The following is a 16,521-nucleotide window of genomic DNA, read 5'->3' on the forward strand; positions in this document are numbered from 1 at the left end:
ATAAGCTAAAAATTTATTTAACAAAATTATAAGAGATCACTATGACCCGAGTTGAAAGTACCTTTGAAACCTTAAAATCACAAAATAAAAAAGCCCTGATTCCTTATGTTATGGCAGGTGACCCTAATCCTGCAACCACTGTCGGTCTACTGCATGACTTGGTCAAGCACGGCGCAGACATGATCGAAGTTGGCTTACCGTTCTCTGATCCAATGGCAGATGGCCCTGTCGTCGCTTTGGCTGGCGAGCGTGCATTGGCAGCGGGTACGAGTACTCGTGATGCATTAAAGATGGTTGCAGAGTTTCGTCAAACAGATACGCAGACGCCAATTATCCTAATGGGTTATTTAAATCCTGTTGAAATTATTGGCTATGATAACTTTGTGGCGCTATGCGAGCAGTCAGGCGTTGATGGTTTATTGATGGTAGATCTGCCACCAGCAGAAGCGGGCAGCTTCACTCAGCATTTGACCGATCATTCGATGAATGAGATTTTCTTGCTATCGCCAACGACGTTGCCTGAGCGTCGTGAGCAAGTATTGACTCATTGTGGCGGCTATATTTATTATGTATCACTAAAAGGTGTGACTGGCTCAGCCACGCTAGATACTGACGATGTAGCAACTCAAGTACAAGCAATCAAAGCAGAAACAGATCTGCCAGTATGTGTTGGCTTTGGTATCCGTGATGGAGCTTCTGCAAAAGCGATCGGTACTCATGCAGATGGCGTTATCGTCGGTAGTGCATTGGTACAGAATTTTGCCGATATTGATGCCAACGATACCGCTGCGGTTGCAAATGCACAGCAGAACATCATGGCAAAAATGGATGAGCTACGCGAAGCGTTAGACAGCTTAAGCGCCTAATAGCTATTGCTTTCATATTGTTGTTACTTAAAGAGATAGTTATTTGAAGAAATAGTTATTTGAAACGGCAAAGTCAAATTGCAGTTATTGTTTACCTAAGACTTTACTTAAAAGCTTTACGTGAAGACAATACTAAATGACTTTGCTAAAATTAGTTTACGAGTGTAAACTAACATCACTATTATATGGTGTCTGATAGCAGTGATTTATTTGTCATTTTGATTGGCAAATATATTATCTATCAACAAGCGCATAATCAAATTACCGACATACGAGATTTATTTATCAGTATGTCGCATGATTGCTCATGTTATGACTGTATTAGACGCTTTGTTTAGACAACCATTAAACTCTCAATGACAAGCGAATGAGCAAACTTGTCAATAAGCCTTTTATGATGGCAAATAATATGACTGATACAATAACAAAACCCGATAACAATACTGCTAAAGCCGCGCCAAACAGCAATACGGATAGGCAGTCATGGTTTAACCGTCCTATTCCAGGCATCAAGCAGCATTTGACTGCGCCACTGTCTGCGGTAGAGACTGAACCGTCAACTAAGTGTAGTAATTGTCATTCAATGATTACCAACACGGCGCTGATTTTTAACTGTTATGTGTGCCCACATTGTGATCATCATTTACCGATGAGTGCTCGTGAGCGCTTGAACTGGTTGCTTGATCAAGTAGACGGCGAGACAGGACAAGAGTTTACGGCAAAAGATCCATTAAGCTTTGTGGATAGTAAGCCATATCCTGCGCGTATGAGTGAAGCACAAGAAAAAACAGGTGAGAGTGAGGCGTTGGTTGCTATGTATGGCAAACTGCGTAACCTTGATATCGTCGCCTGTGCTTTTGACTTCCGCTTTATGGGCGGGTCAATGGGTTCAGTCGTTGGCGATCGTTTCGTTCAAGCAGCTGAAAAAGCGCTAGAGCAAAAAGTACCTTTGGTTTGCTTTGCTGCTTCTGGTGGTGCACGTATGCAAGAAGGTCTATTGTCATTGATGCAAATGGCACGCACGGCAGCAGCGATTGAGCGTCTAAGAATCGCTGGGATTCCTTATATTGTGGTATTGACCAATCCGGTATACGGCGGCGTAACTGCATCACTGGCGATGTTGGGTGATATACATCTAGCAGAACCAAAAGCGATGATTGGCTTTGCTGGTAAGCGTGTAATTGAGCAGACTGTACGTGAGACGTTAGAAGAGCCATTCCAGCGTGCTGAGTTCTTATTAGAGCATGGTGTGGTGGATGAAGTGGTACATCGTCATCAGCTAATCGATACGATTTATCGTCTGCTTGCAAAACTATGCCGCGTACCAAATGTAGATGCTCAGTAAAATGAGATGCTCGATAAGGTAAATGACTCAGTGTAATGAATCATTTATTGAGTGCATAATGACTTAGCTGCGTGCTAACATCTACTGCATGTGCAAGACCCTCTAATAGCATTTATCGTCATTGCACGGTAAGTGCTATTTTTGGTTTTAGCTAACACATATATTTTTATCTCTTATTAAATTTTATATAGGTTTTATCCATGTCTGACCTTCGCAGCCTCAACGCCCATAGTCCTAATGAAAGTGCTAGCCTAACTGAATGGCTCGATTATATGCAGCAGATTCATGTATCTGCAATCGATATGGGATTGTCACGTGTATTGCCTGTTGCAGAAGCGTTAGGCGTGGTGCAGTCAGCTAAAGATGACGCTTATGTATTTACTGTGGCAGGCACTAATGGCAAAGGCTCTACAACTGCTGTCATCGCCGAAATGTGCAAAGCCGCAGGTTATACGACGGCGCTATACCAGTCGCCACATCTTAGTGCCTTCAACGAGCGTGTACGTATCAATGGCGAAATGGTCAGCGACCAGACGCTGATTGAGGCTTTTAGCAAAGTAGAGGCGGCGCGTTTACAGTGTGATTTGACGTTGTCGTTCTTTGAGATGACCACACTAGCAGCACTATTGATATTCGCCGAGGCAGATTGTGACGTGTGGGTATTAGAAGTAGGGTTGGGTGGACGGCTAGATGTGGTCAATATCATTGATCCTGACATGGCAATCATTACCAATATCGGTATCGATCACGTTGACTGGTTGGGTGACAATGTCGAGGATATTGGTCGCGAAAAAGCAGGTATCTTGCGCAACGGCATTCCTCTGATTTACGGTGCTACTGAGATGCCAGCTAGCGTGCAACACGCTATCGATACCCAGCAGGCGACTTGTTATCAAATAGGACAAGATTTTAGCTACCGCGATATTAATTCAACGACTTGGCAATACAGTAATGCGGCGGTTACCTTGCAATTACCACGTCCTGCGCTATCGTTAACTAACACGGCCAATGCACTATCAGCCGTATTAGCAAGTCCATTAGATGTCGATATCGATGCGATTGAGCAAGCACTACAAACTGTCAAACTGGCAGGTCGTTTCGATTATCGTGAGAGTCATAGCCGTCATTGGTTATTTGACGTCGCGCATAATGAGCAAGGCGTTGAGTTCTTACTAGCGCAGCTATTACCATTTTGGCAGCAGCATGTAGCCAAGCAAAGTAATCAAGATAGCTCAGCGGATATCCCTACACCAAAGATAAAAATGCTATTTTCTATGTTAGGTGATAAGGATATTGATAAGGTTGTGCAGCGTTTGACTGAAGCAGGCTTACCAATTAGTGACTGGTTTATCGCTGAGATTGATTACCCTCGTGCCGCGACTACTGAGCAGCTACAAGGTGTATTGGTTAAATATATCGATAGCACCAATATATATGATTTCAATGGTTTGCATACAGCGACCCATGCAGTGATAGAGGCGAGCCAACCGCAAGACCTTATCGTCGTATGTGGCTCGTTTCATACGATTGGGGAAGCGTTAAGTGCCCTTAGCGTATGATAATTTAAGTTAAAGTAGTGCCTGTTTAATGTTAATCTTAGTCGTAGCCTGATAGCAGACAGCATGAAAAATATGCTTTATAATCAAAATGATTTGCCAGACTGGTAGAAGACGGTCGGCACAAATTTTGAACTCTGATGGCATTAACTGACAGTAACTGGCGGTAAGAGATTATGATTAAAGCGATTGGATATACTGCTTTGAGATAGTCGCTGCGCCGCTCAATCAACCTTATTACCAACTAAGAGACGTAAACGGATGAACTTTTCGAGACAAGCCTTATTGGGCATTGGGATGATTATCGGCGGTAGCGTGATGCTATACGCCATGGTGCAACAGATTGGCGATAGCGACCAACCAGAGCCGATGTCAGCGATGGTTGACAAATCAAGCTCGGAGCAAGAGTCTCCGCAGCCGCTTACGACTGATATCGAAACAGAAAAACGTATCCTTGCGCAAAAGCAAAAAGAACGTGCAGCCCGCGTTGCAGAGCAAGAAAAGCGTGCAAAAGAGTTTTTGACAGAGCAGGAAGTTGCAGAAGCAGAAGCGTTAGCTAAGGCACGTGCTGAGAGCCAGCAATATGTCGATAATAGTGCGCCAGCTACTGATGAAACTACCAATACAGAGGCTACAAAAGACGTTACTACAGACCTAACGGTTCAGCCTCGTACTGAGAGTCAGTCTACTACTGATACTACAAAGTCTAGCGAAGCCGAAAAGCAAAAAGCGGCTCAAGAGCAACAAGAAGCTCAAAGGCAAGCTGCTATAAAAGAGCAAGCGGCCGCCAAAAAACTTGCCGAGAGTAAAAAACAAGCGGAGGCAGAGAAACTAGCCGAAGCAAAAAAGCAGGCTGAAGCCCAAGCAGTGGCTGAGAGAAAAAGAGAAGCGGCTGAAGCGGCTAAAAACGAGCCACCAAAATCGCCTTCTGAATATCAGATTAAGAAAGGTGATGGACTCATCAAACTGGCAAGACAATATAATATGCCTGTAGAAGTATTGGCTCAAGCCAACAACCTATCTCCATCAGCAGCGCTACAACTGGGTCAGAGCATCACCATCCCATCGAGCAAACAGGTACAACGTTTAGAACGTGAAGCGGCTGCCGCTGAACAAGCGCGTGAGAAGAAGCGCCAACAAGAAGAAGCGCTAGCGAAGAAATCTGCCGATGCCAAACGTGAAGCGCAGCAAAAACTGAGTGAAGCGCGTAAAGAAGTCAAAGAAACAGACGCTAAAGGTAGCTTTGGGGTACAAGTGGCTCTAGCAAATGACCAAGCCAAAGCCGATGAGTTAGCGAAAAAGTTCCGAGCAGCAGGTTATCAAGTTAAGACCAGTGCTACTAGTCGTGGTGTCCGTGTTGTGGTTGGGCCTGAACGTGGCAAAGTCGCAGCATTGGCACTAAAAGATAAAATCAATAGTGACCCCAAAGTAAATACGACCAGTGCTTGGGTGCTTTACTGGCGATAAGCTAGAGCGTTTCTAATGGTCTGGATTCGGCTTTTATCTACTTTATATAAAAACACGACAAATACTGTCGTGTTTTTTGTTTTATAGATTGCTGATTTGCGCCGCCTTAGTTAAGATGAGCGCCATTTTTATAATCCGTTGTTGTATAACCTGTCAACCTATATAGGTTGCCTTGTCGTGGTTGGCGCATTATTGATTGCTATTAATAATGACAAGTAGCCCATCACTCTCATATTGTATAAGGTAGAACCATGTCGTTTGGTGTTATATTCTTAATATTGGCCGTTGGCTTTTTGGGGCTGATTACGTTACCGAAGCTGCTACCAACACTACTGACGAAGCGCCCTGTCGTTGAGCCTGATCCAAAACCTGTGCGCGGTGATGAGCTAGCGATCTGGCCATTTGCGCCGATGCCAATCATGACCGATACGGAAGTAATATTTTTTAATAAGTTAAAAAATGCGCTGCCGGAGTATCACATATTTGTCCAAGTACAGCTGTCACGGATTATTGAAGCCAATAGTAGTGAGACATCAGAGCGTAGCTTTTGGTTCAATCGTATTTGCCGTCAGAGCGTTGACTATGTGATTGTGGATGTCGATGCTCAGACTACATTGGTCGCTATCGAGCTTGATGACTGGACACATAGTAGCAAAGCCCGCCAAAAAGCGGATGACAAAAAAGACAAAGCGCTTGCCAGTGCAGGTATTGCGATGGTGCGCTTCCACGCTGAGCGTATGCCGAGTGCCGACATGCTTAGATATGAGCTAATGCAAGTGATTGAGAGCTATTAAGCATTCTGTGAAAGATGTTCGATTATTAAGGCCAAAACATTATCTAAGTAGCTTAATTTTAAAACTTTAGGTTAGCTAAATTTATTCATCGATCTGGTCTGATTGCCTTGGGTAAATAACGATTGGTCGATTACCTTCAAAATATAAACCTGTTTTAGGTAGTTCGCTATCTGACCAAACTATCGGCTGCTGATGACCATTATAAGCATTTCGCTCATCATAAAAGTCGCGCTTGGTGAACCATTCAATATAATGCGCGGCTCGCAAATCTGTAGTGTCAATCGCTGCAAGACCTGCCATGTCCCTCTTATCGCACCATTCATGTATTGGAAAACTCGGCGTTAGCCAATATGGCCAATCATGATTACCACAATCATTTGTATTAATCGGTAAAAAGAATCGGCCCTTAATCACGGCATAACGCTTATCGATTTTTACCTGTCCATGGTTTTCTGTATCTACCCACACCGCTCGGAACTGCTTGGTTTGCATGTGCGTCATCTTGCGTTGTAGATTATCATTGGAGTTAATCCCGACCCAGTTCACAGGTTCAAACGGTGCTGATCCCATAAAGAATTTGATCGCCAGTTCCCAATGTTCAACCAGCTGTTCTGCATGGTTATACAAGATCAAATCAAGCTCACCAGTCGTCTGCTTGCCATTATAGAGCTGCACATTGCTAGCCAGTATCTCATACGGATGTAGCTTGCGTGCAAATCCATCCTCTAACCAAAATGACAGTAAGCCTTCAAAATGAAAACCTAGACGATTGGGGCTAGGGCGTTTGAGTAAATAACGAGTCAGATCTTGATAAGCGGCAGTGGTATCTAGCTCTGCTAATCGTTGCTCATACGCTTCAAACTGTGTCTGCCAAAATTGTGCGCTATGCACGGCAACCGTATGTGTATTCTGGTGCGGCGTAAAGTCTAGCCACTGTGTCAAAACATTGGGACATGCCAGTACATAAGCTAAATCGCGCACATAGGGTCGGCGGTAACGTTCCCAAGGTGCGTTATCTATGAGGCAGTTAGGTGTGGGCTGATTGACAGGCTCGATCATAGGGTAAACCAGTGTAAAGGTGTAGCATTTACCCTAACGGCTTGCTTTATAAAAGTCTATAGGGTACGAGTATCGGCTAGGGTAGTGCTAAGCTTTTCGGCTTTAAAACAGGATACTAATATGATGAATATGAATGCTGATATCAGGCAGTGATAGCAGGTAGGGTAATAAAATGCTGAATACTATTCTAAGTATAGGGAGTAGCCGTTTTGATAAATTGCTAGGCGCGTTATGCGGTGGCTGCTCTAAATTAGGTGGGGTATAATCTTGCTGAGTCATTATATAGCTCCAATTATGCTGTTGCACTATGTTGTATAACAGTCAATAAATAGAGCCTAATAAAATAAAAAGTTACCTGCAGAATTGGAGCAACTAAAGTGACATTTTAGCTAGTAAAATGGTGTTTTAGTCTTTGGTCTGCCTATTACGATGCTTGCTTATGATGTTAGATAATGAGCGTTCTGTATAACCGAGATGTTCAGACTTTCTTTCAAAATAAGAGATTATTTCTCTAGCTGCTTTATCATTGGAATAAATATATTTACCTTTTTCATGCTTTTCACTGAGGTGTTTATCGTGATAAATCAATGCCTTTTGCTGTGAGTTTCTATAGTTAAGAGCTTTTTGTGAACCTCCCTTAGCTCCAATAATTTTATAATTACGTGCTATAACTTCGCTTTCTTCTACATACTCAGATGGGCTTAAACTCTCACCAACTATCGAACCTCCATACATTAATACCGCAGCTTCATGATGCCAACAAGAAACGTCATGAAAATTGAGGTCGAAAGCTAAATAAGCTAACCCCTTATATAAAATCAATCTGATTACTGCCATTAAATTACAGTTTAAAAGCCTATTTTGTTCTTCTGATGTGAATTCTTTTAAAGCATTATGTATTACAGAATTACTTTCTACGTAAACTCCAAATTCAACAGTCATATTTTTGAAAGCTGGCATCACAAATTCATTAAGACCACATTCACAATTATAATCACAGTCACATTCAGGGCTGCCTTTAAAGTCGTTGTTATTTTTATAGTTTAGTTCATTTTCCTTTAAGAATTGGCCAACAACAGACTTTATACTATTTATGAAGGAAAAGTTATTTTCAGATTGAAGTTCACTACATTCATTATCAAGCAGTATCGTTTTTGCAATCTGACTATCCATAGGTTTTGATAAATTGAGTTCAAAATACTTATACATTAACTTATGGTTTCTCGCTTTCTCTTTTTTGCTCTGACTCATATTCACACCTCTACACACCATTAAATCAAAGTAGATATAAGACAAGCCAGTCTAAAACTATATGGATGACTGGCTTTAGATTATTCATCATGCCTTGCAAGATTTTTATTATTATTTGCTCAATCAAAACATCATACAATTACCAGCCAAATTTAGCACAAAAAAAAGCCAACCATTGAAAACAATGATTGGCTTTTCTCTTTACTACTATGTTTGGTCGGAACGGCAGGATTTGAACCTGCGACCACTACACCCCCAGTGTAGTGCGCTACCAGACTGCGCTACGCCCCGAGTGACTGACTATTTTACGCAAAATTATGTATATTGCAAGGGCTATTTATAGCAGCCAAACTCTACAATATTATTCTGCATAGCATAGTCAGTATAATCGCTCAGCAGCCAATGTTAACCCAATAATTCTTTTAGAATTTGGTTCACTTGCTGTGGGTTAGCACTACCGCGACTGGCTTTCATGACCTGACCGACCAGACCGTTAAAGGCTTTTTCTTTACCGCCGCGATACTCTTCGACCATCGCTTCATTTTTTGCGATGACTTCTTCGACCATCGCTTTGATAGCACCAGTATCGGTTTCTTGCTTGAGGCCTTTGTCTTTGATGATTTTATCTGCTGCATCATCACCATCGCCGCCTTCGCGCTCATATAGAGCACTAAAGACTTTTTTAGCCAGTTTGCCAGATAGCGTGTCATCTTTGATACGCTTGAGCATGCCAGCCAATTGCTTAGCGCTGATAGGGGAGTCGATGATGTCGGTGTCATCTTTGTTCAGTGCGCCGAGCAAGTCGCCCATGACCCAGTTGCCAGCCATTTTGGCATCTTGCTGACCGATTTCAGCCACTACATCTTCGAAATAGTCAGCAATTTGACGACTACCAGTCAAGATACGAGCGTCGTATTCTGACAGACCAAGCGCTTCTTCAAAGCGTGCGCGACGAGCGACTGGTAGCTCTGGCATTGCTGCTTTGATCGCATCAACCGTATGCTGCTCGATACGGACAGGTAGTAGGTCAGGATCAGGGAAGTAGCGATAGTCGTTGGCGTCTTCTTTGGTACGCATGGTACGCGTTTCATCACGCTCTGGATCATATAGCATCGTTGCTTGTACGACTTTGCCGCCATCTTCTAAGATATCGATTTGACGTTCGATTTCACGATTGATAGCACGTTCGATAAAGCGGAACGAGTTTAGGTTCTTTAGCTCAGTACGCGTACCGAGATCAGCGCCTGGCTTGCGCACAGAGACGTTACAGTCACAGCGGAATGAGCCTTCGGCCATTACTGCGTCTGAGATACCTAGCCAAGTAACTAGCTGATGGATGGCTTTGATGTAGGCAAGTGCTTCGTGAGCAGAGCGCATGTCTGGCTCAGAGACGATTTCGATTAGTGGCGTACCAGCACGGTTCAAATCCACGCCAGTCATACCGTCGACTGCGTCATGTACAGATTTACCCGCATCTTCTTCTAGATGCGCGCGAGTGATACCCATACGTTTAGGATATTCGTTCTTTTCGCCTTCATTGACCACGACATCGATATAGCCTTCACCCACGATAGGATTGGCCATCTGAGTGATTTGATAGCCTTTAGGCAAATCAGGGTAGAAGTAGTTTTTACGGTCAAACGTATTAAACAGACCCAGCTCAGCATTGACACCGATACCGAATTTTAGCGCGCGATCGACCACACCAGCATTTAACACTGGTAATACGCCAGGCAAACCCAAATCGACGATACTAGCTTGGCTGTTTGGCTCATGACCAAAATCAGTCGGCGCACTTGAGAAGATCTTACTTTCCGTATTTAGCTGGCAGTGAATCTCGATACCGATGACCACTTCATAGCCATCGACAAATAGCTCTTTACGCACGGCGTGTTCACGGACGGCATTGTTATCAGTAGTAGCTGTACTCATTATACCGTCTCCTTTGCGATGGTAGAGTGTTGTAGGTGATGATCGGTATGCTGCTGGAACAGGTGCGCAGTCGTGAGCAATTGACTCTCTTGCCAATGCTTACCGATTAGTTGCAAGCCAATAGGTAGGCCTTCTGTCGTCAAACCAACTGGCTGACTGAGCGCAGGCAGACCCGCTAGGTTGACCGCGATGGTATAAACGTCACCTAAATACATCGTTGCAGGATCTAGGTCTTCACTAAGCTTATAGGCAGCTGTCGGTGCAGTTGGGCTAGCAATCACATCACAGCTAGCAAAGGCTTCATCGAAGTCTTTAACGATTAAGCGGCGAATCTTCTGTGCTTTAGTATAGTAAGCATCAAAGTAGCCAGCCGATAGCGCATACGTTCCTGTCAAGATACGGCGCTGTACTTCAGGGCCAAAGCCTTCAGAGCGTGAGCGTGTGTATAGATCGATAAGATCCGTTGGATTCTCACAGCGATAGCCAAAGCGTACGCCATCGAAGCGTGATAGGTTCGATGATGCTTCAGCAGGTGCTAGCATATAGTAAGTGGCAAGTGTGATCTCAGGATCAGTGATGTTCACTTCTACAATCGTTGCGCCTAGCTCTTCATATTTCTTCAGAGCCGCACGTGCTGCTTGTTCAACTTCGCTATCAAGCCCTGCACCGAAGTATTCTTTGGCCACACCGATACGCAAGCCGTCAAATGGTTTATCGCCAGCCGCGGCCTCTGCATCATTGATGTCTTGTACGTAGTCAGGCATCTCATATTTGATAGAAGTTGCATCGCGCGGATCATGACCAATCATTGGTTGGAGCAGATAGGCGCAATCTTTAGCGCTGCGTCCCATGCTACCCGCTTGATCTAGACTTGAGGCGTAGGCAATCATACCAAAGCGTGACACACGGCCATAAGTAGGCTTGATACCTGTTAGACCACAGAATGAAGCGGGCTGACGAATGGAGCCACCCGTATCACTACCGGTAGCAACAGGGACAAAACCAGCGGCAACGGCAGCAGCACTACCACCTGATGAGCCACCAGGGACGCGCTCTAGGTTCCAAGGATTCTGTACCGTACCGTAGTATGAGCTACTATTGTCTGAGCCCATCGCAAACTCATCCATATTGAGCTTACCTAAGCTAATCATGCCAGCCTTGTCGATATTAGAGACGATAGTCGCGTCATATGGTGAGACAAAGTTATGCAGCATCTTTGAGCCACAAGTGGTCAGTACGCCTTGGGTACAAAAGATGTCTTTGTGCGCCATTGGTACACCAAGTAGTGGACGCTGATCTCCCTGAGCACGCATCTCGTCTGCCGCTTTTGCTTGTGCGCGTGCTGTCTCAGAAGTATGAGTGATAAAGCTGTTAATCTTGCTGTCTAGCGCATCGATACGCTTGATGTAGTGTTCAGTTAATTCTGCGCTGCTAAATTGTTTGTTTTGCAAGCCAGTAATGAGCTGCTCGGTACTTAATAAATGAAGTTCAGACATAAGGTGTCGTCCGTCAAAATGTTAATAGCATAAAATAAAATGGGATAGTGACAAATGCGTGATTGTATTATTCAGCCACTATTATTCAATCACCTGAGGCACTAGATATAAGCCTTCTTCTACGGCAGGTGCGACTGACTGATTACGCTCACGATTGATATCGTGTTTTGCCACATCAGCACGCAACTCTTGGCAAGCTTCATGAATATTGGCTAGTGGCTTGATGTCTGTCGTATCAACGTTAGACAGCGTATTCATCAGTTTTAATACTTTACTGATATCATCAGCATAGCTATCGGCTGTACTTTCATCGACACCTAAGCGGGCAAGGTTGGCAACTTCTAGGATTTCTTCACGGCTGACGTTGCTGTCAGACGTTGCTGGCTGCTGAGACATAGTTTCTCCAGTTAAGGACAGTTTTTGTTAGAGTAGTTGATTACGAAAACGAAAATACGTAAGCGCTAAAATAGAAACAACTAAAATAGAGATAAATAATCAGTGGGCTTATTATAAAGCATCTGACTCAAGTTTACAGAGCATGACGCTTGATTGATGCACAATCTCAACCAAGAGGCTGAGTTGATAAAGATGTAATATTAAATAAGATATGGTGTCAGACAAGCCATAATGCCAATTAAGACACAATGATTTACAGAGAATTGCAAAACTGACCCCCTAATTCATCATTGTTCCTCAATTGCTCTCCAATTAGCTTCTAAAATACGTTACAGTATGCATCTGCTATTAAGCAAAACATTCATCTGCCTGTAGAGCCTTGTTAGTTATCGGATTAAATGATGTTTCATTGAGTTGAATGATATTTACTACTATTTCAAACTTTGTAACAACTTTTGGCGTCTAAGACAAAAATCCTTACTTACTGATGCAAATATCTATGTTTTTTTTGAGCTAAATCGGTATAATTTAGCTCAGTTTTTTCATTTCATCATTATTTTTTGGATTTTGACTTGTTGGGATGATTAACTGTTGCCACAAGTAATGTTTAACGACGACCTGCTCAACACTGACGAGTAACACCTCAGTCAATCTCATTCGCCTCATTCGTAAGACGCTGGATATATTAGTCATGAACCTGTTTGGATTTTTATCAAATAATATCGCTATCGACCTCGGTACTGCGAACACCCTAATTTTTATTCCTAATAAAGGCGTCGTGCTTGACGAGCCTACGGTGGTCGCGTTACGAAGCAATCGTACTCAGAACCCGACCGTCGCCGCTGTTGGTATCGATGCCAAGCAGATGCTAGGTCGTACGCCTGCGAACATCACAGCAATTCGCCCGTTGAAAGACGGTGTGATTGCTGATTTTGAAGTGACGCAAAAAATGCTTAAGCACTTTATCGCTAAAGTAAAAGCCAAGCGTTTTATGGCACAGCCTAACGTTGTGGTTTGTGTACCATGCAAGTCTACTCTAGTTGAGCGTAAGGCGATTCGTGAGGCAGTATCATCAGCAGGTGCGAGCAAAGTACTATTGCTAGAAGAGCCAATGGCTGCGGCTATCGGTGCTGGTATGCCAGTTCATGAAGCCAGTGGTTCTATGGTGGTGGACATCGGTGGTGGTACAACTGAGATTGCTGTTATCGCACTATCTGGTTGCGTATATGCTGAGTCGATTCGTATCGGTGGCGATATGTTTGATGAAGCGATCATCACCCATGTACGCCGTACGCATGGTTGTGTCATTGGTGAGACGACTGCTGAGCGTATCAAAAAAGAAGTCGGTTCTGCATTGAATGAAGACAGCCAACTAGAAGTAGAAGTTCGTGGTCGTAGCATGGCAGAAGGTGTGCCAAAGACCTTTACTGTCAATTCAGAAGAAGTGCAAAAAGCGTTGACTGATCCATTGAGTGGTATTGTTAGCGCTGTAAAAGTAGCACTTGAGCAGACTCCGCCAGAGTTATCATCAGATATCGCTGAGCGTGGCATTGTATTGACAGGTGGCGGCGCACTATTACGTGACTTAGATAAACTTATCTCGCAAGAGACCGGTTTGCCAGTGACGGTAGCAGAAGACCCATTAACCTGCGTTAGCCGTGGTGGTGGTATCGCGCTTGATTTCATCAATAACAAAAGTTTAAACATGATTTTTGTTTAAGTCATCTTTATCCTTAATTGCTATATAGTCTTGGCAATATATGATGATTTATGTGAATGATGAAACTATAAATATAGTCGGTTCAATATAATTTGGATACAAAGAAGCCGAGCGAAAGTACTACAAATAGTAGGCTGAGCGAGACTGACACCGTATCCAATTTATAGAAAATTGACTATATATAAAATTAAAGGTAGCCGATTGTGCTACCTTTAATTGCATTCATTTGTGCTAGAACCCAATATCCTCGATAAACACTCATGCTGTAAATAAGTGCTATTGTTCATTTTAGAATCCTTAAATCAGACGACTTATGACTCCAAGTATTTTTGCGCGCCAGCCGTTATCACTTCGTAAGACTGTTATTGTATTGATAGCAGCCTTGATTTTGATGTGGTTTGATAGCAAAAACTCTGATTGGTTCAAGCCAGTACGTAGCACCAGTCATGCCGCCATGCAGCCAATCTATGAGCTGTCTCTATTACCAAGCTATGCCAAGCACTGGGCAGGTGGCAGCCTGCAGTCAAAAGAAGCGCTGCGTCGCGAAAACATGCAGCTAAAGTCGCAGTTGATACACGCGCATGCCAAGCTACAACAGCAAGATTATATCTTGGCACAGAATGCACGCCTGCAAGGTATCTTATCTACCACCAAGCCCGAGCAATTCGATCTTAATTTGGCACAAGTCATCGGTACAGATACCAACTTGCTCAGACAAATTGTCGTGCTTAATAAAGGTGAGCAAGATGGCGTTCAAGTTGGGCAAACGGTCATTGATGAAGACGGTGTATTAGGACAGATTATCAATGTCTACCCGAATACTAGCCGTTTGTTGTTGATTACAGATGAGCAGCAGTCAGTTGCAGTTACTGTTAAGCGTACTGGTCAGCGTGCTATCGTCACAGGTCAAGGAATTCCATCTTCATTAAGTCTCAATTACGTCTTCAAAACATCAGATGTGCGAGTAGGTGATGAGCTAGTGTCGTCAGGACTGGGCGGACGTATTCCGGCAGGCTATCGAGTAGGGCATATCGCGCATGTCAAAGACGAGCAAACCGACAACTTTAGAACGATCGAAGTTACTCCAGCAGCCAATTTTATTGACAATGCCTATGTATTAATACTTCAAGACAAGCTGTTAAATGAGAACAATGTTGTTGCTATTGCTCCGTAGATAACGACGTAAGTCACAGTAGTAACTTTTTAAAGCTGTTCACTTATGGTATTCACCTTGCCAATATCCAATCAACAATATAACCGCAACCATAAAACATTCGCTAAGGTAAGTACCCATGTCGTATCCTGATTCTGAGAATGCCACGGTACTATTGATAGTTGTGATTGTTCTAAGTTTCATTGCTGCATCATCACTCAATGTCTATCCACTAAGCCCAAGCATGGCCACATTGCGTCCCATGGTCATGATCATGGTACTGATTTATTGGTTGCTGTTTCAGCCGCGCTATGTCGGCATTTTTACCGCATTCACAGTTGGACTAATTGCTGATTTATTGATGGATACCCATTTAGGACAACAAGCGTTCGCCGCTGTTGTGGTTGCACTGGTTATCAAAATTACCAGTATCTATGTCAGACAGTTGAATACCGTTAGCGCTTGGTTAATTGCTAGTCTAGGGCTGATTGTCTTTCAGTTAAATCTATGGATACTACAGATGTTTATTCAAAACGTCTTTGTCGCTCAGTCTGCTTTGTCATTGTTTATGAGTATTATTAGCTGGCCACTCGTACTGTTTGCTTTGCGCAAGTTTTCGCGTTAATGAGTCACTAGCTATAGCTATTACTCTGATTAACAGCGTAGTTTGCTCTGTCCACAAGACTGTATGACCACACACATCATAAATTTATAAATAAAGAGAAAATCGATGGATATCGTTTTAGCGTCTGGCTCTCCGCGTCGTCGTGAGTTACTAGAAAGAGCGCAACTAGACTTTACTATCTTAAGCGTGGATATTGATGAGACGCCGTTAGATAATGAGTCGCCGACAGCCTATATCGAACGTATGGTCGCAACCAAAGCCGATGCCGCGATACATAAATTGTGCGATACCTCTCAAGCGGATCACGATAGCCTTACCTCACCATTTATCATTTTGACCTCTGATACTATTGGCGTGCTGTCAGATGACAAGACAGTATTGGTTAAACCCGTCGATCGTGAGCACGCATATAGTATGTGGCAGCGTATGTCTGATAACGTCCACGAAGTATGGACTGCAGTCCAAGCGACTCAAGTACAGCTATTGCCTATAGCAAAACCAAGCCCACCAGAATCTACACAGTGCTTGCAAGTTATTAATCAGCAGCGAATCACTGAGCGTACGGAAGTGACCTTTATACCACTGACGACACAGATAATGAGCGATTATTGGGATAGTGGCGAACCCGCTGATAAAGCAGGTGGGTACGGCATTCAAGGACTGGGTGCTGCGTGGGTCAGTCGTATCAACGGCAGCTATACCAATGTCGTTGGTCTGCCACTGGCACAAACACTGGCACTAATCAAAGAAATGACAGAAGGCAGTATGGACACAGTCAACCCGTTATAATGGGATATGCACATAATGACACGGTAGGGTAATGGGCAAGAGCAAGTCGCATTTGTTACACTGTCAATCTAA

15 protein-coding genes and 1 tRNA gene are annotated in these 16,521 nt (G+C 43.6%); 9 read left to right on the forward strand and 7 right to left on the reverse strand.

All coding sequences use genetic code 11. From position 1 onward, the window contains the following. The first annotated feature begins 41 nt into the window (after positions 1–41). The 5 genes from trpA to ACHEVO_RS12505 all read left to right on the forward strand — a co-directional run bounded on the left by trpA (position 42) and on the right by ACHEVO_RS12505 (position 6,028). The gene (gene trpA / locus ACHEVO_RS12485; RefSeq protein WP_394125147.1) at positions 42–866 is read left to right on the forward strand and encodes a tryptophan synthase subunit alpha; all 825 of its coding nucleotides are present in this window, start codon (positions 42–44) and stop codon (positions 864–866) included. Between the two features lie 397 nt (positions 867–1,263). Beyond that, a complete protein-coding gene (gene accD, locus ACHEVO_RS12490; RefSeq protein WP_180952657.1) occupies positions 1,264–2,211 on the forward strand; it encodes an acetyl-CoA carboxylase, carboxyltransferase subunit beta in 948 nt (315 codons plus the stop codon). A gap of 200 nt (positions 2,212–2,411) precedes the next feature. Beyond that, complete coding sequence (gene folC, locus ACHEVO_RS12495; protein WP_394125148.1) at positions 2,412–3,770, forward strand: bifunctional tetrahydrofolate synthase/dihydrofolate synthase; 1,359 nt, start codon at positions 2,412–2,414, stop codon at positions 3,768–3,770. A gap of 258 nt (positions 3,771–4,028) precedes the next feature. Next, the gene (locus ACHEVO_RS12500; RefSeq protein WP_394125149.1) at positions 4,029–5,234 is read left to right on the forward strand and encodes an SPOR and LysM peptidoglycan-binding domain-containing protein; all 1,206 of its coding nucleotides are present in this window, start codon (positions 4,029–4,031) and stop codon (positions 5,232–5,234) included. A gap of 251 nt (positions 5,235–5,485) precedes the next feature. After that, positions 5,486–6,028 (forward strand): DUF2726 domain-containing protein, encoded by a 543-nt coding sequence (locus ACHEVO_RS12505; protein WP_057758628.1) that lies wholly within the window; start codon positions 5,486–5,488, stop codon positions 6,026–6,028. Positions 6,029–6,109: 81 nt separating this feature from the next. On the opposite strand, the gene ACHEVO_RS12510 is transcribed toward ACHEVO_RS12505, so the two are convergent. From ACHEVO_RS12510 to ACHEVO_RS12540, 7 genes are all read right to left on the reverse strand, one after another. Continuing rightward, positions 6,110–7,087, reverse strand: coding sequence for a DUF1853 family protein (locus ACHEVO_RS12510; protein WP_394125150.1), 978 nt, complete (start codon positions 7,085–7,087; stop codon positions 6,110–6,112). 405 nt (positions 7,088–7,492) lie between these two features. Further along, positions 7,493–8,338 carry a hypothetical protein gene (locus ACHEVO_RS12515; protein ID WP_201599198.1) on the reverse strand — a complete coding sequence of 282 codons (846 nt, stop codon included), beginning with the start codon at positions 8,336–8,338 and terminating at the stop codon, positions 7,493–7,495. Positions 8,339–8,552: 214 nt separating this feature from the next. Next, a tRNA-Pro gene (locus ACHEVO_RS12520) sits at positions 8,553–8,629 on the reverse strand. Positions 8,630–8,743: 114 nt separating this feature from the next. Beyond that, positions 8,744–10,270: an Asp-tRNA(Asn)/Glu-tRNA(Gln) amidotransferase subunit GatB gene (gene gatB / locus ACHEVO_RS12525; protein WP_102092404.1), complete on the reverse strand. Its 1,527-nt coding sequence runs from the start codon at positions 10,268–10,270 to the stop codon at positions 8,744–8,746. Beyond that, positions 10,270–11,766 (reverse strand): Asp-tRNA(Asn)/Glu-tRNA(Gln) amidotransferase subunit GatA, encoded by a 1,497-nt coding sequence (gatA, locus tag ACHEVO_RS12530; RefSeq protein ID WP_394125151.1) that lies wholly within the window; start codon positions 11,764–11,766, stop codon positions 10,270–10,272. Before gatA ends, gatB begins: the two co-directional genes overlap by 1 nt. An 81-nt stretch (positions 11,767–11,847) precedes the next feature. Further along, entirely contained in the window at positions 11,848–12,162 is a 315-nt protein-coding gene (gene gatC, locus ACHEVO_RS12535) for an Asp-tRNA(Asn)/Glu-tRNA(Gln) amidotransferase subunit GatC (protein WP_057758683.1), read from the reverse strand. A gap of 528 nt (positions 12,163–12,690) precedes the next feature. After that, positions 12,691–12,819 (reverse strand): hypothetical protein, encoded by a 129-nt coding sequence (locus tag ACHEVO_RS12540; protein ID WP_394125152.1) that lies wholly within the window; start codon positions 12,817–12,819, stop codon positions 12,691–12,693. A gap of 25 nt (positions 12,820–12,844) precedes the next feature. On the opposite strand from ACHEVO_RS12540, the gene ACHEVO_RS12545 reads away from it, so the two are divergent. The 4 genes from ACHEVO_RS12545 to ACHEVO_RS12560 all read left to right on the forward strand — a co-directional run bounded on the left by ACHEVO_RS12545 (position 12,845) and on the right by ACHEVO_RS12560 (position 16,449). After that, a complete protein-coding gene (locus tag ACHEVO_RS12545) occupies positions 12,845–13,882 on the forward strand; it encodes a rod shape-determining protein (protein ID WP_057758685.1) in 1,038 nt (345 codons plus the stop codon). 313 nt (positions 13,883–14,195) lie between these two features. After that, a complete protein-coding gene (gene mreC / locus ACHEVO_RS12550) occupies positions 14,196–15,056 on the forward strand; it encodes a rod shape-determining protein MreC (RefSeq protein WP_394125153.1) in 861 nt (286 codons plus the stop codon). Between the two features lie 118 nt (positions 15,057–15,174). Continuing rightward, a complete protein-coding gene (gene mreD / locus ACHEVO_RS12555) occupies positions 15,175–15,660 on the forward strand; it encodes a rod shape-determining protein MreD (RefSeq protein WP_057758689.1) in 486 nt (161 codons plus the stop codon). Between the two features lie 105 nt (positions 15,661–15,765). Further along, entirely contained in the window at positions 15,766–16,449 is a 684-nt protein-coding gene (locus ACHEVO_RS12560) for a Maf family protein (protein WP_394125154.1), read from the forward strand. Positions 16,450–16,521 lie beyond the last annotated feature (72 nt).

The organism is Psychrobacter nivimaris (genome assembly GCF_043419765.1).
Lineage (GTDB): Bacteria > Pseudomonadota > Gammaproteobacteria > Pseudomonadales > Moraxellaceae > Psychrobacter.